Genomic DNA, 22,028 nt, shown 5'->3' with positions numbered 1-22,028 from the left:
CCGTGCGTCTCTCCCATGTGGCTTGGAACCTGGGCGGGCTGGCCGTGCCGCTGGCCGTGGCAGCGCTCACCGTGCCACCGCTGCTGGCGCGCATCGGGCCCGAGCGGTTCGGCCTGCTGGCGCTGGCCTGGGGCCTGATCGGCTATGCCAGCGGGCTGGACCTGGGCCTGGGCCGCGCGCTCACCCAGCGGGTGGCCGGCCTGCGCGGCGCCGGGCAGGAACACGACGTGCCCGACGTGCTGGCGACGGCCGGGCGCATCACCCTGATCGCCGGGCTGTGCTTCGGCGTGCTGGTGCTGCTGGCCGTGCCCGCCGGGGCGGCCGGCTGGGTGCATGCCGCAGGCACGCCGCGCGGCGAGATCACCGCAGCGGTACTGCTGCTGGCCCTGGCGCTGCCCGCCCAGGCCATGAGCGCGACCTACCGCGGGCTCAACGAGGCGTACCTGAACTTCCGCGGCATCAGCCTGCTGCGCGCGGGCCTGGGGGTGGTGAACTTCGCAGGGCCGTGGCTGGTGTCGCACTTCACCCCGCATCTGGGCTGGCTGGTGCTGCCGCTGGTGGCCAGCCGGTTGCTGAGCCTGGCGATCTACCGCGCGCTCGCGTGGCGCTGCGTGCGCCAGGGCGGCGCCACCGCCCCCGGCCGCTACCGGCCCCGCACGGGGCGCGAACTCTTCGCCTTCGGCCGCTGGGTCACGGTGAGCAGCATCATCAGCCCGATGCTGGTGCAGGCGGACCGCTTCACCATCGGCGCGCTGGTGTCGGCGGCCGCCGTGTCGGCCTACGTGCTGCCCTACGAGGTGGTGGTGCAGAGCCTGGTGCTGACGGGAGCGGTGTCGTCGGTGATGTTCCCGGGCCTCAGCCGCCTGCTGCGGGAAGACCCGCTGGGCTGGCGGCACTATTTCATGACCTGGCTGGGCCGCGTGGCCGCCTTGATGGCGCTGGTGTGCGGCCTGCTCGCGCTGCTGCTGCCGTTGCTGCTGCGCGCCTGGATCGGGCCGCAGCTGCAGCCGGTGTCGGTCGCCGTGGGGCAGATTCTGTGCCTGGGCGTGTTCGCCAACGCGCTCGGCACCCTGTTCTATGCCTTGCTGCATGCGAGGGGCCGCGCAGACATCACGGCGCGCCTGCATGTGGTGGAACTGCCCGTCTTCCTGCTGCTGCTGGCCGGGCTGATCCAGGAGTACGGCTTGCGCGGCGCCGCCTGGGCGTGGACCCTGCGCATGGTGGCTGACGCGGCGCTGCTGGCGTGGTTCGCGCTGGGCGGCACCCGGCCGCGGAGGGCCGCCGCATGAACGCCGCCAGCGCCGCCGATACCGCCGCCGATACCGCTGCCGACGCGACGGTGGATATCGTCATCGTCAACTGGAACGCCAGCGAGCAGCTGATGCGCTGCCTGCAGTCCATCCGCGCCGACAGGCAGTGGCCGCATTGCACGGTGCGGGTGGTCGACAACGGTTCCACCGACGGCTCGCTCGACACCGCCGAAGCCGCGTTCAGCGACATGGCCTTCGTGCGGGCCGGCGCCAACCTGGGCTTCGGCAAGGCCTGCAACCGGGGCGCCCGGCAGGGGCAGGCCGAGTTCATCCTGTTTCTCAACCCCGACGCCGAACTGCGCGGCGACGCGCTCTCGCAGGCGCTGGCCGCCCTGCGCAGCCCGGGCCACGCACGCACCGGCATCTGCGGCGTGCAGCTGGTCGATGAACGCGGCCATGTGGCCCGCAGCTGCGCGCGCCTGCCCACCGCCGCCCGCATGGCCGCGCACGCCGCCGGGCTGACGCGGCGCTTTCCGCGGCTGGGCTATGCCATGGCCGAATGGCCGCACGACGCCACGCGCCAGGTGGGCCATGTGATCGGTGCCTTCTACCTGGTGCGCCGCTCGCTGTTCGAAGCGCTGGGCGGTTTCGACGAACGGTTCTTCCTCTATTTCGAAGACCTGGACTTCTCCCGCCGTGCGCACCATGCCGGCTGGGCCAGCTGGTATGTGGCGACCGCGCGGGCCTTCCATGCGGGCGGCGGCACGTCGCGCCAGGTCAAGGCCCGGCGGCTTTTCTATTCGCTGCGCAGCCGCCTGCTCTACGCGCGCAAGCATTTCAGCGTCCCGGGCTGGGCCGCCGTCGCTGCCGCCACGCTGCTGGCGGAACCGCTGGCGCGGCTGGCGCAGGCGCTGGTGCGGCGGTCCTGGGCATCCGCACGCGAGACCGGCGCGGCCTACGCGATGCTGTGGCGCTGGCTGCTGAACCCGGCTGTGCGGGAGCCCCTGCCATGACGGCACCGCTGCGCGTGCTCGCGCTCACCAAATACGGCCGGCTCGGCGCCTCGTCGCGCATGCGCACGCTGCAGTACCTGCCGCTGCTGGCGCAGCACGGCGTGCAGCTGGACGTGCACCCGCTCGTGCCCGACGCCATGCTCCAGGCCCGCTACGACAGGGGGCGCTACGGCCCGGCCGCACTGCTGCTTGCCTACACCCGCCGGCTGCGCGACTTGCTGGGCGCGGGGGCGTTCGATCTGCTCTGGATCGAAAAGGAAGCGCTGGCCTGGCTGCCCTTGCCGCTGGAAGCGGCGCTGCTGCGGCGGCGGCCTTATGTGCTCGACTACGACGACGCGACCTTCCACCAGTACGACCTGCACCGCGCTGCCGCCGTGCGGCGGCTCTACGGCCGCAAGCTGGACGGGCTGATGGCCCGCGCGGCACTGGTGGTCGCCGGCAACGGCTATCTGGCGGAGCGGGCGGCGAAGGCAGGCGCGCGGCAGGTCGAGATCGTGCCCACGGTGGTCGACCTGGAGCGCTATCCCCTGGCCGCGCCAGCCTGCGTCGCGCCGATGGAGCCCGCGCGCATCGCCTGGATCGGCTCGCCCTCCACGGCGCGCTACCTGCAGGCGGTGGCCGAGCCGCTGCGCGACCTGGCCCGCCGCACGCCCTTCGTGCTGCGCGTGATCGGTGGCGGCCAGGTGCCGCTGCCCGGCGTGCAGACGGAAGCGGTCGCGTGGAGCGAGGCCACCGAGGTGCCGTCGCTGCAGGGCGCGGCGGCCGGCATCATGCCGCTGCACGACTCACCCTGGGAGCGCGGCAAGTGCGGCTACAAGCTCATCCAGTACATGGCGTGCGCCCTGCCCACGGTGGCGAGCGACGTGGGCGCGAACCGGGACATCGTGGTGCATGGCACCACGGGCTTTCTGGCACGCAGCCCGCAGGACTGGGTGGAGGCGCTGGCGCGCCTGCTGCAGGACGCCGCACTGCGCCAGCGCATGGGCGGTGCGGGTCGGTCGCGGGTGGAGCAAGGCTACTGCCTGGAGGTGACCGCGCCGCGACTGGCGCGGCTGCTCCGGCAGGCGGCGGAGTCTGCCCAGGGGGGCCGGCTATGAAAGGACTGCTGATTGCGGGCTGGGCCGACTCGCTCATCAACTTCCGCGGCCCGCTGATCGCCGCGATGCAGGCACGCGGCGTGCAGATGCATGTGGCCGCGCCCGGCCTGGCCGCAGGGGACCCCATCCGCCAGGCGCTGGAGGAGCGCGGCGTGACCGTGCACAGCGTGCCGCTGGCCCGCACGGGCACCAACCCCCTGGGCGACCTGCGATCGCTCATCGCGCTATGGCGGCTGATGCGCCGCATCCGGCCCGACTTCGTGCTGGGCTACACCGTCAAGCCGGTGGTCTGGGGCTCGCTCGCCGCCTGGCTGGCGGGCGTGCCGCGCCGCCATGCGCTGATCACCGGGCTGGGCTATGCCTTCCAGGGCGAGGGGCAGCGCGGCCTGCTGCGGCGCATCGTGCAGTCGCTCTACCGCGTGGCCCTGGCGAAGGTGCACACCGTGTTCTTCCAGAACCCGGACGACCTGGCGCTGTTCCAGTCGCGCAAACTGGTGCGCCCGCCCACCGCGGCGGTGGTGGTTGCGGGCTCGGGCGTCGATGTGCGGCATTTCGCGCCGGAGCCACTGCCCGGCGGCCCGGCGTGCTTCCTGCTGATCGCCCGGCTGCTGGGCGACAAGGGCGTGCGGGAATACGCCGAGGCAGCGTCGAGCGTGCGCCGCCGGCACCCGGGCACGCGGTGCCTGCTGGTGGGCTGGATCGACGGCGACAACCCGGACGCCATCGCCCGGCACGAACTGGAGCGCTGGATCGAGCGCGGCGACATCGAATACCTGGGACGGCTGTCCGACGTGCGCCCTGCCATCGCGCAATGCAATGTCTTCGTGCTTCCCTCCTACCGCGAAGGCACGCCGCGCACGGTGCTGGAGGCCATGGCGATGGGCCGGGCCATCATCACCACCGACGCGCCGGGCTGCCGGGAAACGGTGGTCGCGGGTGACAACGGGCTGCTGGTGCCCGTGCGCTCGGCCGAGGCGCTGGCCGAGGCCATGGCCGCGCTGGCGGCGGACGCGGCAGAGCGGCAGCGGATGGGCGAGCGGTCCCGGCAGATCGCGCTGGCGAAATACGACGTGGATCTGGTCAACGACGCCATGCTGCGGGCCATGGGCCTGCCGCCCGATCCGGCCGCGCCGGTGTCCGCGCAAGGCTTGCCATCGTGAAGCGCCTCTTCGACATCGTGTGCGCAACGGTGGCGCTGGTGCTGCTGGCGCTGCCGCTGCTGTGGCTGGCGTGGCGCGTGCGCCGCCGGCTCGGCAGCCCGGTGCTGTTCCGCCAGCAGCGGCCCGGCCTGCACGGCCAGCCGTTCCTGATGTTCAAGTTCCGCACCATGACCGACGCACGCGACGCACAGGGCGCGCTGCGGCCCGATGGCGAGCGGCTCACCGCCTTCGGCCGCTGGCTGCGCTCCACCAGCCTGGACGAGCTGCCCGAGCTCATCAACGTGCTGCGCGGCGACATGAGCCTGGTCGGCCCGCGCCCGCTGCTGATGGAATACCTGCCGCTCTATTCGAAGGAACAGATGCGGCGCCACGACGTGCGCCCGGGCATCACCGGCTGGGCGCAGGTGAACGGGCGCAATGCGCTGCGCTGGGAAGACAAGTTCGCCTTCGACGTCTGGTATGTGGACCATCGCTCCTTGCGGCTCGATCTGCGCATCCTGTGGATGACGGTCGCGCAGGTGCTGCGCCGCGACGGCATCAACGCGCCGGGCGAAGCCACGGTGGCGCCCTTCACCGGCAGCGCCCCACCCGCCTGCGACAGAATCGAAACGCCATGACATTACCGCTTTATGCCGTGTACGGCGCCAGTGGCCACGGCCGCGAAACCATGCCCCTGGCACGCGGCTGGTGCTCCAGCCACGGGCTGCCGCCTGACCGGCTGGTGTTCATCGACGACGCCCCCCCGGCCGCGCTGGTCAACGGCCACCGCGTGCTGACCTGGGAGGCGTTCCTGCAGCAGGACGCCACCTCCCGCCACGCCGCCATCGCCATCGCCGGCAGCCGCGTGCGCGAGCGGCTGGCGCTGCGCTGCGAGGCCCACGCCGTGGCGCTCTGGAGCCTGCAGGCCGCCAATGCCGTGCTGATGGACGACGTGCAACTGGGCGCCGGCGCGCTCATCAGCCCGTTCGCCGCGCTGACGTGCAACCTGCGCATCGGCCGCTGCTTCCATGCCAACCTCTACAGCCACGTCTCGCACGACTGCGTCATCGGCGACTACGTGACCTTCGCGCCCGGCGTGCGCTGCAATGGCAACGTGGTCATCGGTGACCATGCCTACATCGGCGCCGGCGCGGTCATCCGGCAGGGCAGGCCCGGCGCTCCGCTGGTGATCGGTGCGGGGGCCGTGGTCGGCATGGGCGCCGTGGTGACGCGCGACGTGCCGCCCGGCGCCGTGGTGGCCGGCAACCCGGCCCGGCCGCTGCCGCGAAAGGAATCCGCATGCTGAATACCCGATTCGCCCCCTGGCCCAGCTTCACGCCGGAGGAAGCGCAAGCCGTGCAGCGGGTGCTGCTGTCCAACCGAGTGAACTACTGGACGGGCACCGAAGGCCGCGACTTCGAGCGCGAGTTTGCGCAATGGAGCGGCGCACGCCACGCCGTCGCCGTGGCCAACGGCACGCTGGCGCTGGACCTGGCGCTGCGCGGGCTGGGCATGGGCGCGGGCGACGAGGTCATCGTCACGCCCCGCACCTTCGTGGCCAGTGTGTCGTGTGTGGTGAATGCCGGGGCCACGCCGGTGTTCGCCGACGTGGATGCCGACAGCGGCAACCTGACGGCCGAGACCATCGCGCGCGTGCTCACGCCGCGCACCCGCTGCATCGTCGTGGTGCACCTGGCGGGCTGGCCCGCCGACATGGACCCGATCCTGGCCCTGGCACGCCGGCACGGCATCAAGGTGATCGAGGACTGCGCGCAGGCGCACGGCGCCCGCTACAAGGGCCGCAGCGTGGGCACGCTGGGCGACGTCGGCGCCTGGAGCTTCTGCCAGGACAAGATCATGACCACGGGCGGCGAAGGTGGCATGGTCACCACGCAGGATGCCGCCCTCTGGTCCGCCATGTGGGCCTTCAAGGACCATGGCAAGACCTGGGAGGCGGTGTACGAGCGCGAACACCCGCCCGGCTATCGCTGGGTGATCGACGGCTTCGGCACCAACTGGCGCATGCTGGAGATGCAGGCCGCCATCGGGCGCATCCAGCTGGGCCGCATGGCCGAGTGGAGCGCGCTGCGACAGCGCAACGCAGACGCGATCCTGGACGAAGCGGCGCGGCACGGCTGCGCCCGGGTGCCCCGCTGCCCGGCCGATGGCGGACAGACCCGGCACGCGAACTACAAGGCGTATTTCTACCTGCGCCCCGAGCGGCTGGCGCCGGGCTGGAACCGCGACCGCATCGTGCAGGCGCTGACGGAACTCGGCGTGCCGGCGTTCCAGGGCTCGTGCTCGGAGGTGTACCTGGAGCGGGCGTTCGACGGCACCCCCTGGCGACCGGCCGAGCGCCTGCCGGTGGCGCGGCAGCTGGGCGAGACCAGCGTCATGCTGCTGGTGCACCCCACGCTGCGCCAGGGCGACATCGACTGCACGGTGGCCGCCCTGCGCGCCGTGTTGACCGAGGCGACGGCGCAGTGACTCCGCACCCCGCCGCCGACCCGGCCCGGGCGCGCCGCGAGCCCATCGCCCGGCGCATCCGCCAGCTGCCCCGGCCGGTGAAGCGGCTGGTGGTCGTGTCGCTGGACACCGCCCTCTGCGCCGCCGCTTTCGCCCTGGCGCTCATGGTGCGGCTGGACCGCATCGACGTCTTCCAGGCCATCTACCTGCCGGGCCTGGCCGGCGCGCTGCTGCTGTTCCTGCCGATCTTCGTGGCCGCCGGCCTCTACCGCGAGGTGTTCCGCTTCAGCGGCTGGACGGCGCTGGCCCAGGTGGTCAAGGCCACCGCCGTCTATGGCGTGGTCTACGCGGCGGTGTTCACGCTGCTGCGCGTGGGGGGCGTGCCGCGCACGGTGGGCATCATCCAGCCGGTGCTGTTCCTGACCTTCGTGCTGACGTCGCGCGCCGTCGCACGCTACTGGCTGGGCGGCCTGCACCGCGACCTGAAGCTGCGCGACAAGTGGCCGCGCGTGCTGATCTACGGCGCAGGCAACGCCGGCCAGCAGCTGGCCAGCGCCCTGGCCCACGGCCGCAAGGTGTGGCTGGTCGGCTTCGTGGACGACGATGCGCGGCTGCATGGCTCCAACCTGCAGGGCGTGCCGGTGCTGCCGCCCGCCGACCTGCCGCAGCTGCTGCGCAAGACGCGCGTCGATGCACTGCTGCTGGCCCTGCCCAGCGCCACGCGCAAGCGCCGCGCCGAGATCGTGCAGGCGGTGCGCGCCGTGGCGCCGGCCCTGGCCGTGCGCACCCTGCCCACGGTGACCGACATCGCCCAGGGCCGCGTGCAGGTGAGCCAACTGCGCGACGTGGACGTGTCGGACCTGCTCGGGCGCGACCCGATCCCGCCCGACCCGGCGCTGCTCGGCCGCAACATCACCGGCAAGGTGGTGCTGGTGACGGGCGCGGGCGGCTCCATCGGCAGCGAGCTGTGCCGGCAGATCCTGATGGCGCAGCCGAGCACGCTGGTGCTGGTGGAGCACAGCGAGGCGGCGTTGCACGAAATCAGCCTGGACCTGGCCCAGCGCTGCACCCAGGCCGGCCTGCCGACCGAACTGGTGCCGCTGCTGGCCTCGGTGCGCGACGCCGATCGGCTGCACACCGTCATGGGCGCCTGGCGGCCCGACACCGTCTACCACGCAGCCGCCTACAAGCACGTGCCCATCGTGGAGCGCAATCCGGCCGAGGGTCTGGAAAACAACCTGTTCGGCACGCTGCAGACGGCGCGGGCCGCCATCGCCCACGGCGTGGCCGACTTTGTCCTGGTCAGCACCGACAAGGCCGTGCGCCCGACCAACATCATGGGCGCCAGCAAGCGGCTGGCCGAGATGACGCTGCAGGCCCTGTCGGACCAGCCCGGGGCCGCCGGGCGGACCCGCCTGTCGATGGTGCGCTTCGGCAACGTGCTCGACTCGTCCGGTTCGGTCGTGCCGCTCTTTCGCGATCAGATCCGCCGGGGCGAGCCGGTCACGCTGACGCATCCGGACATCACCCGCTATTTCATGACCATCCCGGAAGCGGCGCAGCTGGTGATCCAGGCCGGTGCGATGGCGCGCGGGGGCGACGTGTTCGTGCTGGACATGGGCCAGCCGATCCGCATCGCCGACCTGGCGCGGCGGATGATCGAGCTGTCGGGCCTGTCGGTGCAGGACGAGCTGCGGCCCGACGGCGACGTGCCCATCCGCGTGGTGGGCCTGCGGCCGGGCGAGAAGCTGTACGAGGAACTGCTGATCGGCAACGCCCCCCAGCCCACGGCGCACGAACGCATCATGAAGGCGCACGAGGACTTCCTGCCCTGGCCGGTGCTGGAGCCGCAGCTGGCCGCGCTGCGGGCCGCAGCGCACGGCAACGACGTGGTGGCGGTGCGCGCCCTGCTGCAGCGGCTGGTGGCGGGCTACCAGCCCAGCGAGGACGTGGTGGACTGGGTGCACCGGCAGACGGCCGCGCAGCCGGCGGCCGGCGGCGCAGCGCCGGTCATTTGAAGTTCACCCGCACCGGCCGGGCGCCCGGCAGCCCGTCGAAGGTGGCCGTCACCGCCAGCCCGGCGCGGGGCGGCAGCAGCGCGGAGAACGATCCGAGGCTGACCAGATCCCCCGGCTGCAGCGCGATGTTCTCCTGCTGCAGCGCTTCGGCCAGCCACACCACCGCCTGCAGCGGCTGGCCCAGGATGTCGGCCCCCTGGCCGCCGCCCAGCCGGTAGCCCTGGCCGTCGGTCAGCGTCACCGTCATGCGCTCCAGCGCGTCGAGCAGCGCGTATTGCTCGCCGCGCGTCGCCGGCACCGCGATGGGCGAGCCCGCGACGCCGAGCCGCGCGCCCACGTTGATGGCGGCCACGCCCGCGCCGTTGAGCTGGGGCGGCGCCTGCACGGCCAGGTCGGGGAGTTCGATGAACGGGATCACCTGGTCGATGTGCTGCAGCACTTCCAGCGGAGTGCGCGCGTGGTTGATGGCGGCGCTCTTCACCCGCACCAGCATGTCGGCTTCATAGAGCGGGCGTGCGCCGAAGGCAGCGTCCACCGTGGCGCCGCTCGCCAGCACCATGCCTTCATAGAGCTTGCCCCAGACCGGCTTGTCGGTGTTGAACCGCTTTTGCACCGCCGGGTTGGTGAGGCCTGCCTTGTAGCCGATCACCTTGCCGAGCCGGGGCGCGAGCTGTGCATTCAGCTTGGCGCGGCTGCAGGCGCCATCGGCGTCCGACAGGGCCGGGAAATTCGGCGCGGGAGTCTTGGCCAGATAGTGGCCGGCCAACTCGGCGACCTGCGCATCGCTCAGGCAGTCGGCCCGGGCGGCGGTGGTTGTCGCGCACGCGACCACGGCCATGAGGGCGATGGGGGCGATGAGGGTTTGCTTCATGGTCATGCACGTCTCCGGGTTGTAGGGTGTGGGGCATCGTAATGAGGACTCTCGAACAGCGCACCATGGCTTTCATCTACTACGTCACCCAGATCCAGTTCGAATTCGGCGCCGTGCGCCTGCTGCCGCAGGAATGCGCGCGCGTCGGCATCACCCGCCCGCTGGTGGTGACGGACCAGGGCGTGAAGGCGGCCGGCGTGCTGCAGACCGCGCTGGATGCCCTGGGCGGCCTGCCCCACGCCGTGTTCGACCAGACGCCTTCCAACCCCACCGAGGCGGCCGTGCGCGACGCGGTGGCGCTCTACCGCGCTCAGGGCTGCGACGGCCTGATCGCCGTGGGCGGAGGCTCGGCCATCGACTGCGCCAAGGGCATCGCCATCGCCGCCACGCACGAGGGGCCGCTCACGCGCTACGCCACCATCGAGGGCGGCTCCGGCCTCATCACCGACCAGGCCGCGCCGCTGATCGCCGTGCCCACCACCAGCGGCACCGGCAGCGAGGTGGCCCGGGGCGCCATCATCATCGTGGACGACCACCGCAAGCTGGGCTTCCATTCCTGGCACATCGTGCCGCGCACCGCCATCTGCGACCCCGGACTGACGCTGGGCCTGCCGGCCCACCTGACCGCCGCCACCGGCATGGACGCCATCGCGCACTGCATGGAAACCTTCATGTCGTCGGCCTTCAACCCGCCGGCCGACGGCATCGCGCTGGACGGGCTGGAGCGCGGCTGGCACCACATCGAGCGCGCCACGCGCGACGGCGCCGACCAGGAGGCCCGGCTCAACATGATGAGCGCCAGCATGCAGGGCGCCATGGCCTTCCAGAAGGGTTTGGGCTGCGTGCATTCGCTCAGCCACAGCCTGGGCGGCGTCGATCCGCGCCTGCACCACGGCACGCTCAACGCCGTCTTCCTGCCCGCCGTCATCCGCTTCAATGCGGGCGCCCCGGCCGTGCAGCAAAGCCGGCGCCTGGAACGCATGGCGCATGCCATGGGCCTGGCCAGCGCCAGCGACGTGCCCGAAGCCGTGCGCGACATGACGGCCCGGCTGGGCCTGCCGACGGGCCTGGCCGGCCTGGGCGTGACCGAGGAGATGTTCGACGACGTGATCCGCGGCGCCATGGCCGATCACTGCCACAAGACCAATCCGCGCGAAGCCAGCGTGGAGGACTACCGCGAGATGCTGCGCGCGTCGATGTAGGAGGGCCGGGCAACGCGGAGCCTGGCCGGACGGACCAGTCGCCGGCGGCTGGCCCTGGCTTCGACAGGCTCCGCCCGGGCGGGCCGCAGCGGGCCGCCCGCTACCGGGCGTCACAGCGGCTGCACGCGATCCAGGTCGGGGCGCCGCAGCCACTCGGCGAATTCGTCCGCCAACCGACGGCTGGCGGCAATCGCAGCGCTCCACGCGCGCACGCGGGCGGCCGTGTCGGTGCCGTAGTGCATGAAGTCGTTGCGGTCGGGCAGCTTGCCCAGAGGCAGGCCCGCAATCCACTGCGCGCTGGGCGAAAGCACGATCACCGGGTCGAGGGCGGGCGTGCTGCGGTGCCGCCAGCGCAGGTGCTTGTCCAGCCAGCCCGGCACCACGCTGGACTGGAAATGTGGGTAGAGCACCAGGCGCGCGGCGTTTTTCGAATCAAAATGGCCTGCAGCGCTTGATGCATATGGGTTTTCAGCTATATTATCTATAGCATTCGAATCTGCTTTGCCATACCTCAGGTGCAGGTGGTAATCGGTGAGGCCGCCGTCCCAATAGGCACCTGGTGGCGCGCCCGGAATGCCGTGCACCGCCTGCAGCACGAACGGAATCGAACAGCTGGCCTGCAGCGCCGGCAGCAGGTTGGCCGCCGACAGTGCCACCTGCCGGGTCGGCAGGTCACCCGCATCGAAGGGCAGCGCTGCCGGACCGCCGCCCTGCCCCGCCCCCTGCCCCGCGCCCGAAGAGAACACCACCCGCTCCAGCCACCAGCCCAGCGCCTGCCGGTGCAAGGCGTTGCTGGCGAAGGCGCCCAGATAGCCCAGCGGCGTGGCGAAGCGATGCTCCCGCGCCAGCACATGCCGGCCGCGCGCGGTGACGATGTGCAGCCGCCAGCGTGGGTGCGACAGCACCTCCGCCTCCCGACCGCCAAAGACCCCGCGCAGGGTCTGGCCGAAGCGCTCGCTGACATGCGCGGCGGTCGGCCGGCGCGCGCCGGGCGGCACCTCGTAGGTCTGGTGGAGGTATTCGTGCTCCAGCCGGTCGAAGGCGCCAGGCGCGTCCTGCTGCAGGCAGGCCGTGGCCATGCGCCAGGCACCGATGGAGGCACCGACCAGATGCACCGGCTGGCTTGAGGCGGCGAGCCAGTCGCCGAACAGGAAGCGGTCGAGCGGGCCCAGCACGAGCCCCTTCGGCCCACCGGCAGCCGCTGGCACCACGCCCACATCGGCCGGGTGCAGGCCGCCACGCTCGCACAGCCGGCGCAGCGCGCCCGGCCCGGCGTGGATGCGCAGCGCCTTCACACCCAGTCGCCCGGGTCCGCCCGCGGCGCCCAGTCGATGGGGTCTTGCTGCAGCACCATGTCGATGTCCAGGCCCAGCGCCACCCCGACCTCGTCGGGAAAGCTCACCGCCAGCTCCCTCTCGCCCATCTCCGCCTCGCCCGCGCGCACGCGCCAGGCCGACAGGTGCAGTACGCCCGCCAGGGGTTCGTAGACACCGTTGTCGAACGGCGCGCAGTGGTGCTGCAGCGCATCGACCACCGTCGGCGGCAGCTGCCAGCGGCGCGCCAGGCCGGCGCTGACATGCGCATAGGTGTAGCCCATCACACGCTGCTCCAGCTTGGCGCGGCGCAGCTCCAGCGGGGCGATCAGGGCATTGATGGACTGGGCGCGCTCCGGGTCGGCCAGATGCAGGGCCAATTCGCCCAGGGCGTGCAGCAGGCCGGCGGTATAGGCCGCCAGCGGGTTCTGGTGGACGATGCCCGCGAGCGAGCGGGCCAGCTTGGCCGTGCGCAGGCTGTAGCGCCAGAACTGCTGCAGGTTGACCCCGGGCACCGAGCGCGAGGTGGTGCCCAGCGGCGCCGAAGCCACCAGCGTGCGCAGCTGCCGCAGGCCGAGCAGGGCGAGCGCTTCAGGGATGCCGGCGATATGCCCTTCGGAGCCGAAGGCCGGCGAGTTGGCCTCTTCCAGCAACCGCGCCGCCATGGCGGGGTCGGTGCAGAACACCTGGTTCACCCGCCGCAGGTTCGGCTCCGGCGACGCCAGCTCGCTCATCAGCAACGCCACGGCCTTCGGCTGGCTCGGCAGCGCGATGGGGACAGCCAGCAGTGCGTTCAGCTCCATGGAAGGTGGTGGGTTGGGGGGCGGGGGTTCGGGACGACGGGGCGGGCAGACCAGGGATTATCCAAGCTAAGCCGCAGCTCGGGGCGCCACCAGACATCGATGCGCCCTGCCCCTTCCCCCGCCCCTGCACGTGCCCGCGCCCGTGACCGGCGGGGCGACCCGCGCCGGCCCTCGGCCGCCCGAGCCGTCAGCGCTTGCCCTGCTGCAGCTTGGCGAACGCCGAGGCCATCGCCGACTGCCCAGCCGGCTCGGCCTGGCGCCGGGGCGCATGCTGCTGGCTGCGGCTGGCGCCTTCGAAGCGGTTGTCGCGCGGCCCGTCGCGACGGGCGGGGACGGCGTCGAGCTTCATCGACAGGCCGATGCGCTTGCGCTCCACATCGACCTCCATCACCTTCACCTTGACGATGTCGCCGGTCTTCACCACCTCGCGGGCGTCGTTCACGAACTTGTGGCTCAGCTGGCTCACGTGCACCAGCCCGTCCTGGTGCACCCCCAGGTCGACGAAGGCGCCGAACTGGGCCACGTTGCTCACCGTGCCCTCCAGCACCATGCCTTCCTTCAGGTCCTTGATGTCTTCCACGCCGTCGTTGAAGCGCGCCACCTTGAAGTCCGGGCGCGGGTCGCGGCCGGGTTTTTCCAGCTCGCCCAGGATGTCCTTGACCGTGATGACGCCGAACTTCTCGTTGGCGAAGAGTTCGGGCTTCAGGGTCTTGAGCATGTCGGCCCGGCCCATCAGCTCGGCCACCGGCTTGCCCGTCTTTTCCATGATCTGCTCGACCACCGGATAGGTCTCCGGGTGGACGCCGGTCATGTCCAGCGGGTTGTCGCCACCGCGGATGCGCAGGAAGCCCGCGCTCTGCTCGAAGGTCTTCGCGCCCAGGCCGCTCACGTCCATCAGCTGCCGGCGGCTCTTGAACGCGCCGTTGGCTTCGCGCCAGCGCACCACGGCCTTGGCCACGCTGCCCGACAGGCCCGAGACGCGCGAGAGCAGCGGCACGCTGGCCGTGTTCAGGTCCACCCCGACCGAGTTCACGCAGTCCTCCACCACGGTGCCGAGGGTGCGCGCCAGCTCGCTCTGGTTCACGTCGTGCTGGTACTGGCCCACGCCGATGCTCTTGGGGTCGATCTTCACCAGCTCGGCCAGCGGGTCCTGCAGGCGGCGGGCGATGGAGGCCGCGCCGCGCAGGCTCACGTCCACATCGGGCATTTCCTGGCTGGCGTACTCGCTCGCCGAATAGACCGACGCACCGGCCTCGCTCACCACCACCTTCTCGATCACGCGCTCGGCCTTGGCCGCCAGCTTGATCAGGTCGGCGGCCAGCTTGTCGGTCTCGCGGCTGGCCGTGCCGTTGCCGATGGCGATCAGGTTCACGCCGTGCTTGTCCGCCAGCTTGGCCAGCGTGTGCAACGAGCCTTCCCAGTCGCGGCGCGGCTCGTGCGGATAGACCGTGGCGGTTTCGACCAGCTTGCCGGTGGCATCGACCACCGCGACCTTCACGCCCGTGCGGATGCCCGGGTCCAGCCCCATCACCACGCGCGGGCCGGCCGGCGCGGCCAGCAGCAGGTCGCGCAGGTTGTCGGCGAAGACCTTGATGGCGACCTTCTCGGCCTCTTCGCGCAGGCGGGCGAACAGGTCGCGCTCGGTGGACAGGCTGAGCTTGACGCGCCAGGTCCAGCCCACGCATTTGCGCAGCAGGTCGTCGGCGGCGCGCCCGGCGTGGCTCCAGCCCAGGTGCAGGGCGATCTTGCCTTCGGCCACGCTGGGCTTGCCGGGTTCGGGCTCCACCGGCAGCACCAGTTTGGCCTCCAGAATTTCGAGCGCCCGGCCGCGGAAGACAGCCAGCGCGCGGTGCGACGGCACCCGGCCGATGGGCTCGTCGTATTCGAAGTAGTCGCGGAACTTGGAAACCTCCGGGTCGGCTTCGTTCTTGCCATCGACCTTCTTGCTGCGCAGCAGGCCCTCGGCCCACAGCCATTCGCGCAGCGACTGCACCAGCGCCGGGTCTTCGGCCCAGCGCTCGGACAGGATGTCGCGCACGCCGTCGAGCACCGCCGGCACGGTGGAGAAGTCGGCGCCGGGCTTGCCGTCGTCCAGCACCTCGGGCGGACGGGTGAAGGCCGCGGCCTCGGCGGCCGGGTCCAGCGTGGGGTCGGCAAACAGCTTGTCGGCCAGTGGCTCGATGCCGAACTCGCGGGCGATCTGCCCTTTGGTGCGGCGCTTCTGCTTGAACGGCAGGTAGATGTCCTCCAGCTCCTGCTTGGTCGGCGCGGCGGCGATGGCCGCGCGCAGCGCATCGGTCAGCTTGCCCTGCTCGTCGATGGCCTTGAGCACGGCGGCGCGCCGGTCTTCCAGCTCGCGCAGGTACGAAAGCCGCGCCTCCAGCTCGCGCAGCTGGATGTCGTCCAGCCCGCCGGTCACTTCCTTGCGGTAGCGCGCGATGAACGGCACCGTGGCGCCGCCATCCAGCAACTCGACCGCCGAACGCACCTGATGTTCACTGACCCTGATTTCTGCCGCCAACTGCCGGATGATCTGCTGCATGTTCTGCCGATGAATGAGACGAAAAACGAAACCGGGCAGTTTGCCATAGCGCCTACGGACGTTTCGGCCCCGGCCGACACGGACTGCCTGGCGCAACTGCAACCATGTGCAAACAACAACCCACTCCAGAAAGGCCTTCCATGCAACGCAAGACTTTGCTCGCCATCGCCGCGTCGCTGTCGCTCCTGGCTGCCGCCGGCACCGCAACCGCCCAGGTCGGCAAGGCGGCGGCCGAAGCCTCCGACTCGGCAGAGCACAAGATCGAACAAAAGCGTGCGGAGAACGAAGCACAAAAGAGCGGCCCGGTCGGCAAGGCGGTGAACAACACCAAGGCCGGCTACCACAAGAAGCGCTCGGAACACTCCGCCAACAAGGCCAAGAAGTCGCTGAAGAACGCGGGCTGAGGCCGGGGCCCGCGCCCCTGGCTGCGCACCCCGCCTGCGTGCGGGGTGCGCAATCGTTTTTAGAATGCGGGCGCGGCCCCCACCCGGGCCGCGCCCGATTCTTCTTTCCAAGATGCCGCACCTGCCCTTTCCGATCCGCACCGAATGCCCGCCGGGTGCCTGCGTGTGCGGGCGGGACGTGCTGATCGGCCAGCCCGACGGGGACATGCGGATCTTGCGGCTCACCCGGGAGGAAGAGAAACGGCTGCTGCAGCGGCTCGAAAACCTGGTGGACCTGCCGGATCTGCGCCGGATGGAAGAGCGGCTCGTCCAGCAACTGGGTGTCCGCCTCTCGATCGCAGCAGGCGGCAACGAAGTGCGCACGCTGCGCGGCATCACCATCCTCGTGCACGAGCAGCCTGGCCTCTGCCGCAAAACCCGGCAGGCCATACCCGCCGCCATCAAGAAGAGCATGGACCAGCGGCCGCAGATCGCCTGGGATCTGCTGGATGAAGACGGGCTGTTCGGCCCCGGCACCGCGTGAGCAAGGCCCCTGCGTCAGGCGCCGTGCAGGACGACCTGTTCGGCGACCTGCCTGCCGACACGCTCGCGCCCGAACCCGAGACGGGCGCGGCGAAGTCTGCTGCCGCACCCCGGGCCCGGCGGGCGGCGGCCGAGCCCGCAACCCAACCACCGCCCCGCCGATCCGCCGGCGTGCAGCCTGCCGACTGGGACGAACCCCTGCGCGCCCTGGGCGCCGCGCTGCCGCGCCGCGTGCGCCTGGGCACTTCCTCCTGGACCTACCCGGGCTGGAAGGGGCTGGTCTGGGAGGGCGAACATTCCCAGGCGGTGCTGTCGAAACAGGGCCTGGCGGTCTATGCGCAGCACCCGCTGCTGCGCACCGTGAGCATCGACCGCAGCTTCTATCGCCCGCTGACCGCCGAGCAATACGCCCGCTACGCGACCCAGGTGCCCGACGACTTCCGTTTCGTGGTCAAGGCGCCGAGTCTGGTGACCGATGCGCTGGTGCGCAGCGAGGACGGGCGCGGCAAGCAGGCCAACAGCGCCTTCCTCAGCCCGGAGCTGGCGCTGCAGGAATTCGTGCAACCGGTGCTGGAGGGGCTGGGCGCCAAGGCCGGGGCGCTCGTGTTCCAGCTCAGCCCGCTGCCGCCGCCGTTGCTGCACCGGCTGCCCGATGTGCTGGACCGGCTCGATGCGATGCTGCGCGCCCAGCCGCCGCTCCATGACGTCGCCCCGGACGCGGTGCTGGCCGTAGAGGTGCGCGACCCCGAGTGGCTGACTGCGGCGGTGCTGCCGCGCCTGGCCGAGGTGCTGCGCGCCAGCGGCGCCACCTACTGCCTGGGCCTGCATGCGCGCATGCCGGCGCTGCAGGATCAGTTGCCGCTGCTGCGGATGCTCTGGCCCGGCCCTTTGGTCTGCCGCTGGAACCTGAACCCGGTGCACGGCATGTACGGCTACGAAGACGCCGAAAAGCTGTATGAGCCGTTCGACCGCATCCACCACCCGGACCCGGCCCTGCATGCCGAGCTCGCGCACGCGGTCGCCGGCATCACGGCGCGGGGGCAGAACGCCTACGTCACGATCAGCAACCACGCCGAGGGGTGTGCGCCGCTCACGATCCGCACGCTGGCGGAACGGATCGTGGCGCAAGGCTGAGGGGCACGCGCCGCCCGGTCGAGACGCGGGCGCCTTGGGCCGTCACTGCCGAGCACGCCCCACCCGCAATGTGCTGCACACCCCCGCCACCCCGGCGCTGCCGGCCGCCAGCAGCATGGCGATGGATTCGGCCCGCCCGTCGTGCTGGTGCCACACCGCGTAGATGCCTGCCAGCAGCACGGCGCCCAGCGTCTGGCCGGTCAGGCGCGCGGTGCCCAGCATGCCGCTGGCCGCGCCGCTGCGGTGCAGCGGCGCCGTCGTGACGATGGTGTGGTTGTTGGGCGACTGGAACAGCGCGAAACCCGCGCCGCAGAGGGCCATGCGCCAGACGATGTCGGCGCTGCCGGCATGCACGGGCAGGAAGGCCAGCGCCAGCAAGCCGCAGGCGAACACGGCCATCCCGATGCCGCCCAGCGCGCCGTCGGCATAGCGGCCGATGAGCCGGCCGGCGATCGGGGCGACGAGCACGATGCCCAGCGGCCACACGGTGATGAGCAGGCCCGCTTCGATGTGCGAGCGGCCATGCACTTCGAGCAGCAGGAACGGCAGCGCCAGGAAGGCCAGCATCTGCGCGCAGAAGGCGCTTACCGACGAGGCCATCGACAGCGCGAACACCGGAATGCGCAGCAAATCGACCGGAAAGAGCGGGGCCTGCAGCCGCCACTGCCGCCGCAGGAACGCCACGCCCACCGCCAGGCCGGCCGCGAGCAGCCACCCGCCGGAAACGCCCGCAGGGCCTGCCGCACCGGCAGCACCTGCCGCCTCGGCTCGCACGCCCAGGCGCTCCCCGCCGATGAAGATCAGCGTGAACATGGCGATGTTGAGCGCCACGTCGGTCAGCGAGATCGGCGCGCCGCCCGCCTTGACCGGATTGCCGGGCAGCGCCTGCCGGCCGCGCCAGAGCGTGAAGGCGCCGAGCGGCAGGTTCAGGGCGAACAGCCAGGGCCAGCTGGCCACCGAGAGGATGGCCGCCGCCACCGAAGGCCCGGCCATGGTGGCGCCCGCCACCACCAGCGAGTTGAGCGCCACGCCGCGCCCCAGGATGGCGCGCGGAAAGATCAGCCGCACCAGCGCCGCATTGACGCTCATCACGCCCGCCGCGCCGATGCCCTGCACCGCCCGCGCAGCGATCAGCGCGGACAGCGACGAGGCCAGCATGGCGCCCACCGAGGCCAGCACGAAGACGGCCATGCCGACCAGGTAGACACGCCGGTAGCCCAGCCGGTCGCCCAGCGCGGCCAGCGGAAGCAGCAGCACCAGCGCGGCGATCTGGTAGGCATTGACCACCCAGATGGCCTGCGAGGCGTTGGCATCGAGCTCGCGCGCGATGCCCGGCAGCGCCAGGTTGACGATGCTGCTGTCGAGCACCGCCAGCGTGAGGCCCAGGATGATGACCAGCATGGCGTGCGTGCGCGCCGGCTGGGGCAGGCCATCGGCTGCGGCCGCGCCCGGCGCTGGCAGGCCCGTCAAAGCCCCGCCCCGCCGACGCGGTGGGCGCGCTTGCCGCCCAGCGTGAGCCAGGTGAGCGCGAAGCCCACCAGGGCGCCCGCCGTCATGCCGACCACCATCGGCAAGGGCTTGCCGCTGGCGAACAGGCCGACCACCCCCATCGCCGCCGCGCCCACCAGCATCTGCAGCGTGCCGAGCAGGGCCGATGCCGTGCCGGCGATGGCGCCGTGCTCTTCCAGGGCCAGCACGGAGGTGGTGGGAATCACCAGGCCCATCGCGGCGCTGGCCAGGAAGTAGAGGCCGAGCAGCACGCCCAGCCGGTCGCCGCCCGAAGCGTAGTAGGCCAGCATCACCGCCATGACGGCGGCGGCCACGGAGACCGCAGCCTTCACCACCCGCACCAGCCCGAAGCGCTGCCCCAGCCGGGCGGTGAACTGCGCCGCCGCGAAGAAGGCCGCCGCGTTGACCGAGAACGCCAAGCTGTACTGCACGGAGGACAGGCCGTAGTGGTTGATCAGTACGAAGGGCGAGCTGGCCAGGTAGACGAAGAAGCCGGCCATCGAACAGCCACCGATCAGCACCAGCCCCAGGTAGTGCGCGTCCCGCAGCAGCACCCCGTACGCGGCCAACGCCCGGCCCCAGGAGGCCTGCGGGCCCTGCGCCCGGCGCGCGGCGGGCAGCGTTTCCTCGAGCGAACGGTTCACCATGACCAGGCCGGCGACCGCGGCGAGCGCCACGGCCCAGAAGACGCCGCGCCATCCGGCGAGCGCGATCACCCCGCTGCCCGCGAGCGGCGCCAGCAGCGGCGACACGCTGAACACCAGCATCAGCAGCGACATCAGCCGTGCGGCCTCGGTGCCGGTGTGCAGGTCGCGCACCACCGCGCGCGGAATCGCCATGCCGGCGGCGGCGCCCAGCCCCTGCAGGAAGCGCAGCGCGATCAGCGTCTGGATGTCGGTGGCGAGCGCGCAGCCCACGCTGGTGACGGCGAACAAGGCCAGCCCGAAGTAGAGCGGCGGCTTGCGGCCGACCCGGTCGGAGACGGGGCCGTAGACCAGCTGACCCACCCCCAGCGCGACGAAGAAGGCGGTCAGGCTCCACTGCACGGCACCCACGTCGGCGCGCAGGCTGGCGCCGATGTCGGGCAGCGCCGGCAGGTACATGTCGATGGCGAACGGGCCGATGGCAGACAGCAGGCCCAGCACCAGCGCGAGCCCCACGAAGTGGGTCGTGGAAGCCGCAGGCGCGGCGGCGGCAGACGGCGAGGAACTGGCGGCGGGGCCAGCGGAAGGTGGGGCGGAAGAATGGGCGGGAGGAGAAGAGTCGGACGGGGAACGCATTCCGGCGATTGTCGCCTTACCCGCCGCAGTGCGCCGCCGTGGGGGCAAGACCTGCAGCGTTTCAAGCCTCAACCGCTGATACTGCCTAGGCCTTCAGCTATCATATTGATAGCATTCAACGCCACGGCAACATGCACGTCGGCGGCGGCGGCCAGCCCCGGCTCACAGGTACTTGAGCCAGGCGATGTCCTTGCGGCGGGCCTTGAAGCGCCCGAAGGCGCGCACCGGCCAGAACAGCGCCACGGCCAGCACCAGCGAGGCCAGCCAGACGGCCCCCACGCTGTCGAAGCCGAAATACGCACCCTGGTTCGGCCCCCACAGCGCGACGGCCGCCATGTAGGCGCAGCGCAGCACGTAGATGTGCAGCAGGTAGAAGAACATGGGGGCCGCGCCATACACCGTCAGCACCCGCACCAGCGCGCCGTCGGGGTTCATCCGCTCGAACCCGCACAGCAGCAGCAGGCCGACGCCCAGCGTCAGCGCCACGTAGAGCAGCGACGGCGGGTACTTGGTGATGTTGACGAAGCTCATCGCCGTGCGCAGGCCGGACTCGCCGGCGGCCCACGGATGGTCGCCATACACGTTCAGCGCGCGCAACAGCACGAAACCGGCCAGCAGCACCAGGCCCCAGCCCCACAGGCGCCGGCGGCGCGCGGCCGGGTCGGCGTTGGCCGCGAACCAGGGCCCCGCAGCGTAGCCCAGCGCGATCACCCCGATCCAGGGCAGCAGCGGGTACGAGGTGCGCAGCCGCAGGCCGGCTTCGCCGCCCTCTCCCCCGAACGACAGCCAGCCGCGATCGTGCAGCACCGCCCAGGGCACGTGCAGCGGGTCGCCGGGCGGAAAGTGCAGGCCGTCCAGCAGATTGTGGCCCGCCACGATGACCAGCCCCAGGGCCACGAGCACCGGGCGCGGCAACCACAGCAGGCCGGCCAGCGCCAGCATGCTGAGGCCGATGACCCAGATCACCTGCAGATAGATGACCTGCGGCGGAAACTGGGCCGTCCAGGCGAAGTTCACCAACGTCAGCTCCAGCAGCACCAGAAACAGACCGCGCTGGGCCAGGAAGACAGCGGTGGCGGCGCGTCCATCCGCCTGCCGGGCGCCGTAGAGAAAGGCCGACAGCCCGGTGAGGAAGACGAACACCGGCGCGCACAGGTGGGCCAGCAGGCGGCTGCCGAAGAGTTCGGGGAGCGTGGTGGCGACCGCCATGGGATCGGTCACCTGGTGGTGCAGGAAGAACGTCTCGCGCACATGGTCCAGCAGCATGAAGACGATCACCAGTCCGCGCAGGGCGTCGATGGAAGCGAGGCGCCGTGACGCAGTCGAACTGCCTGCAGGAGAAAGCGTGGTGGACATGGGCGAGCGATACGGGCGGGAAGTGTGCGAACGGCCGGCATGCACCGGCATGCCAAACGAAAGGGGACGACATTGTGCCGCCCTGCAGCGCCCTGGCCGCCAGGCCCGC

19 protein-coding genes are annotated in these 22,028 nt (G+C 71.5%); 12 read left to right on the top strand and 7 right to left on the bottom strand.

Annotated elements, in window-relative coordinates:
- The first annotated feature begins 2 nt into the window (after window positions 1–2).
- The 8 genes from ASF94_RS02185 to ASF94_RS02150 are packed head-to-tail and all read left to right on the top strand — an operon-like array spanning window position 3 to window position 8,983.
- A complete protein-coding gene (locus ASF94_RS02185; protein WP_056660925.1) occupies window positions 3–1,289 on the top strand; it encodes an oligosaccharide flippase family protein in 1,287 nt (428 codons plus the stop codon).
- Window positions 1,286–2,263, top strand: coding sequence for a glycosyltransferase family 2 protein (locus tag ASF94_RS02180; RefSeq protein ID WP_056661364.1), 978 nt, complete (start codon window positions 1,286–1,288; stop codon window positions 2,261–2,263). The genes ASF94_RS02185 and ASF94_RS02180 overlap by 4 nt, the downstream gene beginning before the upstream one ends.
- Window positions 2,260–3,360, top strand: a complete 1,101-nt coding sequence (locus ASF94_RS02175; protein ID WP_082492928.1) for a glycosyltransferase family 4 protein — start codon at window positions 2,260–2,262, stop codon at window positions 3,358–3,360. Before ASF94_RS02180 ends, ASF94_RS02175 begins: the two co-directional genes overlap by 4 nt.
- Window positions 3,357–4,520: a glycosyltransferase family 4 protein gene (locus ASF94_RS02170; protein ID WP_056660921.1), complete on the top strand. Its 1,164-nt coding sequence runs from the start codon at window positions 3,357–3,359 to the stop codon at window positions 4,518–4,520. Before ASF94_RS02175 ends, ASF94_RS02170 begins: the two co-directional genes overlap by 4 nt.
- A complete protein-coding gene (locus ASF94_RS02165) occupies window positions 4,514–5,137 on the top strand; it encodes a sugar transferase (RefSeq protein WP_056660918.1) in 624 nt (207 codons plus the stop codon). The genes ASF94_RS02170 and ASF94_RS02165 overlap by 7 nt, the downstream gene beginning before the upstream one ends.
- Window positions 5,134–5,805, top strand: a complete 672-nt coding sequence (locus tag ASF94_RS02160; protein WP_056660915.1) for an acetyltransferase — start codon at window positions 5,134–5,136, stop codon at window positions 5,803–5,805. Before ASF94_RS02165 ends, ASF94_RS02160 begins: the two co-directional genes overlap by 4 nt.
- A complete protein-coding gene (locus ASF94_RS02155; protein WP_056660912.1) occupies window positions 5,799–6,986 on the top strand; it encodes a DegT/DnrJ/EryC1/StrS aminotransferase family protein in 1,188 nt (395 codons plus the stop codon). Before ASF94_RS02160 ends, ASF94_RS02155 begins: the two co-directional genes overlap by 7 nt.
- Window positions 6,983–8,983 carry a nucleoside-diphosphate sugar epimerase/dehydratase gene (locus ASF94_RS02150; RefSeq protein ID WP_235505232.1) on the top strand — a complete coding sequence of 667 codons (2,001 nt, stop codon included), beginning with the start codon at window positions 6,983–6,985 and terminating at the stop codon, window positions 8,981–8,983. Before ASF94_RS02155 ends, ASF94_RS02150 begins: the two co-directional genes overlap by 4 nt.
- Here the strand turns inward: ASF94_RS02150 and ASF94_RS02145 are convergent.
- Window positions 8,976–9,860, bottom strand: coding sequence for a 2-keto-4-pentenoate hydratase (locus tag ASF94_RS02145; RefSeq protein ID WP_056660910.1), 885 nt, complete (start codon window positions 9,858–9,860; stop codon window positions 8,976–8,978). The two genes, ASF94_RS02150 and ASF94_RS02145, sit on opposite strands and share 8 nt — an antisense overlap.
- 59 nt (window positions 9,861–9,919) lie before the next feature.
- Here ASF94_RS02145 and ASF94_RS02140 point away from each other — a divergent pair, with 59 nt between their 5' ends.
- The gene (locus ASF94_RS02140) at window positions 9,920–11,056 is read left to right on the top strand and encodes an iron-containing alcohol dehydrogenase (RefSeq protein WP_056660907.1); all 1,137 of its coding nucleotides are present in this window, start codon (window positions 9,920–9,922) and stop codon (window positions 11,054–11,056) included.
- Window positions 11,057–11,166: 110 nt separating this feature from the next.
- Here the strand turns inward: ASF94_RS02140 and ASF94_RS02135 are convergent, their stop codons facing one another.
- The 3 genes from ASF94_RS02135 to ASF94_RS02125 form a co-directional block, all read right to left on the bottom strand.
- Window positions 11,167–12,351, bottom strand: coding sequence for a patatin-like phospholipase family protein (locus ASF94_RS02135; RefSeq protein ID WP_056660904.1), 1,185 nt, complete (start codon window positions 12,349–12,351; stop codon window positions 11,167–11,169).
- Window positions 12,348–13,172, bottom strand: coding sequence for an HDOD domain-containing protein (locus ASF94_RS02130; protein WP_056660901.1), 825 nt, complete (start codon window positions 13,170–13,172; stop codon window positions 12,348–12,350). Before ASF94_RS02130 ends, ASF94_RS02135 begins: the two co-directional genes overlap by 4 nt.
- 187 nt (window positions 13,173–13,359) lie before the next feature.
- Window positions 13,360–15,714, bottom strand: a complete 2,355-nt coding sequence (locus tag ASF94_RS02125) for a Tex family protein (RefSeq protein ID WP_056660898.1) — start codon at window positions 15,712–15,714, stop codon at window positions 13,360–13,362.
- A 140-nt stretch (window positions 15,715–15,854) separates the two neighbouring features.
- Between ASF94_RS02125 and ASF94_RS02120 the strand changes: the two genes are divergently transcribed.
- The 3 genes from ASF94_RS02120 to ASF94_RS02110 all read left to right on the top strand — a co-directional run bounded on the left by ASF94_RS02120 (window position 15,855) and on the right by ASF94_RS02110 (window position 17,774).
- Window positions 15,855–16,118, top strand: a complete 264-nt coding sequence (locus ASF94_RS02120) for a hypothetical protein (RefSeq protein ID WP_056660895.1) — start codon at window positions 15,855–15,857, stop codon at window positions 16,116–16,118.
- 112 nt (window positions 16,119–16,230) lie between these two features.
- Entirely contained in the window at window positions 16,231–16,641 is a 411-nt protein-coding gene (locus tag ASF94_RS02115; RefSeq protein ID WP_056660892.1) for a hypothetical protein, read from the top strand.
- 23 nt (window positions 16,642–16,664) lie between these two features.
- Window positions 16,665–17,774, top strand: coding sequence for a DUF72 domain-containing protein (locus ASF94_RS02110; protein WP_056661355.1), 1,110 nt, complete (start codon window positions 16,665–16,667; stop codon window positions 17,772–17,774).
- A gap of 42 nt (window positions 17,775–17,816) precedes the next feature.
- On the opposite strand, the gene ASF94_RS02105 is transcribed toward ASF94_RS02110, so the two are convergent.
- The 3 genes from ASF94_RS02105 to ASF94_RS02095 form a co-directional block, all read right to left on the bottom strand.
- A complete protein-coding gene (locus tag ASF94_RS02105; RefSeq protein ID WP_082492947.1) occupies window positions 17,817–19,175 on the bottom strand; it encodes an MFS transporter in 1,359 nt (452 codons plus the stop codon).
- 65 nt (window positions 19,176–19,240) lie between these two features.
- Complete coding sequence (locus ASF94_RS02100) at window positions 19,241–20,563, bottom strand: multidrug effflux MFS transporter (RefSeq protein WP_082492926.1); 1,323 nt, start codon at window positions 20,561–20,563, stop codon at window positions 19,241–19,243.
- A 162-nt stretch (window positions 20,564–20,725) separates the two neighbouring features.
- The gene (locus tag ASF94_RS02095; protein ID WP_156382389.1) at window positions 20,726–21,919 is read right to left on the bottom strand and encodes a DUF1624 domain-containing protein; all 1,194 of its coding nucleotides are present in this window, start codon (window positions 21,917–21,919) and stop codon (window positions 20,726–20,728) included.
- Window positions 21,920–22,028 lie beyond the last annotated feature (109 nt).

This window comes from Acidovorax sp. Leaf160 (genome assembly GCF_001424265.1).
Lineage (GTDB): Bacteria > Pseudomonadota > Gammaproteobacteria > Burkholderiales > Burkholderiaceae_C > Paracidovorax.
Note: the sequence above shows the minus strand (reverse complement) of the source record. Positions and strands in the feature narration are given on the sequence as shown.

Coding starts and splice junctions, on each gene's coding strand:
- ASF94_RS02180 (WP_056661364.1), top strand. CDS start 1,286: ATGAACGCCGCCAGCGCCGCCGATACCGCCGCCGATACCGCTGCCGAC.
- ASF94_RS02175 (WP_082492928.1), top strand. CDS start 2,260: ATGACGGCACCGCTGCGCGTGCTCGCGCTCACCAAATACGGCCGGCTC.
- ASF94_RS02170 (WP_056660921.1), top strand. CDS start 3,357: ATGAAAGGACTGCTGATTGCGGGCTGGGCCGACTCGCTCATCAACTTC.
- ASF94_RS02160 (WP_056660915.1), top strand. CDS start 5,134: ATGACATTACCGCTTTATGCCGTGTACGGCGCCAGTGGCCACGGCCGC.
- ASF94_RS02155 (WP_056660912.1), top strand. CDS start 5,799: ATGCTGAATACCCGATTCGCCCCCTGGCCCAGCTTCACGCCGGAGGAA.
- ASF94_RS02145 (WP_056660910.1), bottom strand. CDS start 9,860: ATGACCATGAAGCAAACCCTCATCGCCCCCATCGCCCTCATGGCCGTG.
- ASF94_RS02140 (WP_056660907.1), top strand. CDS start 9,920: ATGGCTTTCATCTACTACGTCACCCAGATCCAGTTCGAATTCGGCGCC.
- ASF94_RS02130 (WP_056660901.1), bottom strand. CDS start 13,172: ATGGAGCTGAACGCACTGCTGGCTGTCCCCATCGCGCTGCCGAGCCAG.
- ASF94_RS02125 (WP_056660898.1), bottom strand. CDS start 15,714: ATGCAGCAGATCATCCGGCAGTTGGCGGCAGAAATCAGGGTCAGTGAA.
- ASF94_RS02120 (WP_056660895.1), top strand. CDS start 15,855: ATGCAACGCAAGACTTTGCTCGCCATCGCCGCGTCGCTGTCGCTCCTG.
- ASF94_RS02115 (WP_056660892.1), top strand. CDS start 16,231: ATGCCGCACCTGCCCTTTCCGATCCGCACCGAATGCCCGCCGGGTGCC.
- ASF94_RS02105 (WP_082492947.1), bottom strand. CDS start 19,175: ATGCTGGTCATCATCCTGGGCCTCACGCTGGCGGTGCTCGACAGCAGC.
- ASF94_RS02100 (WP_082492926.1), bottom strand. CDS start 20,563: ATGCGTTCCCCGTCCGACTCTTCTCCTCCCGCCCATTCTTCCGCCCCA.
- ASF94_RS02095 (WP_156382389.1), bottom strand. CDS start 21,919: ATGTCCACCACGCTTTCTCCTGCAGGCAGTTCGACTGCGTCACGGCGC.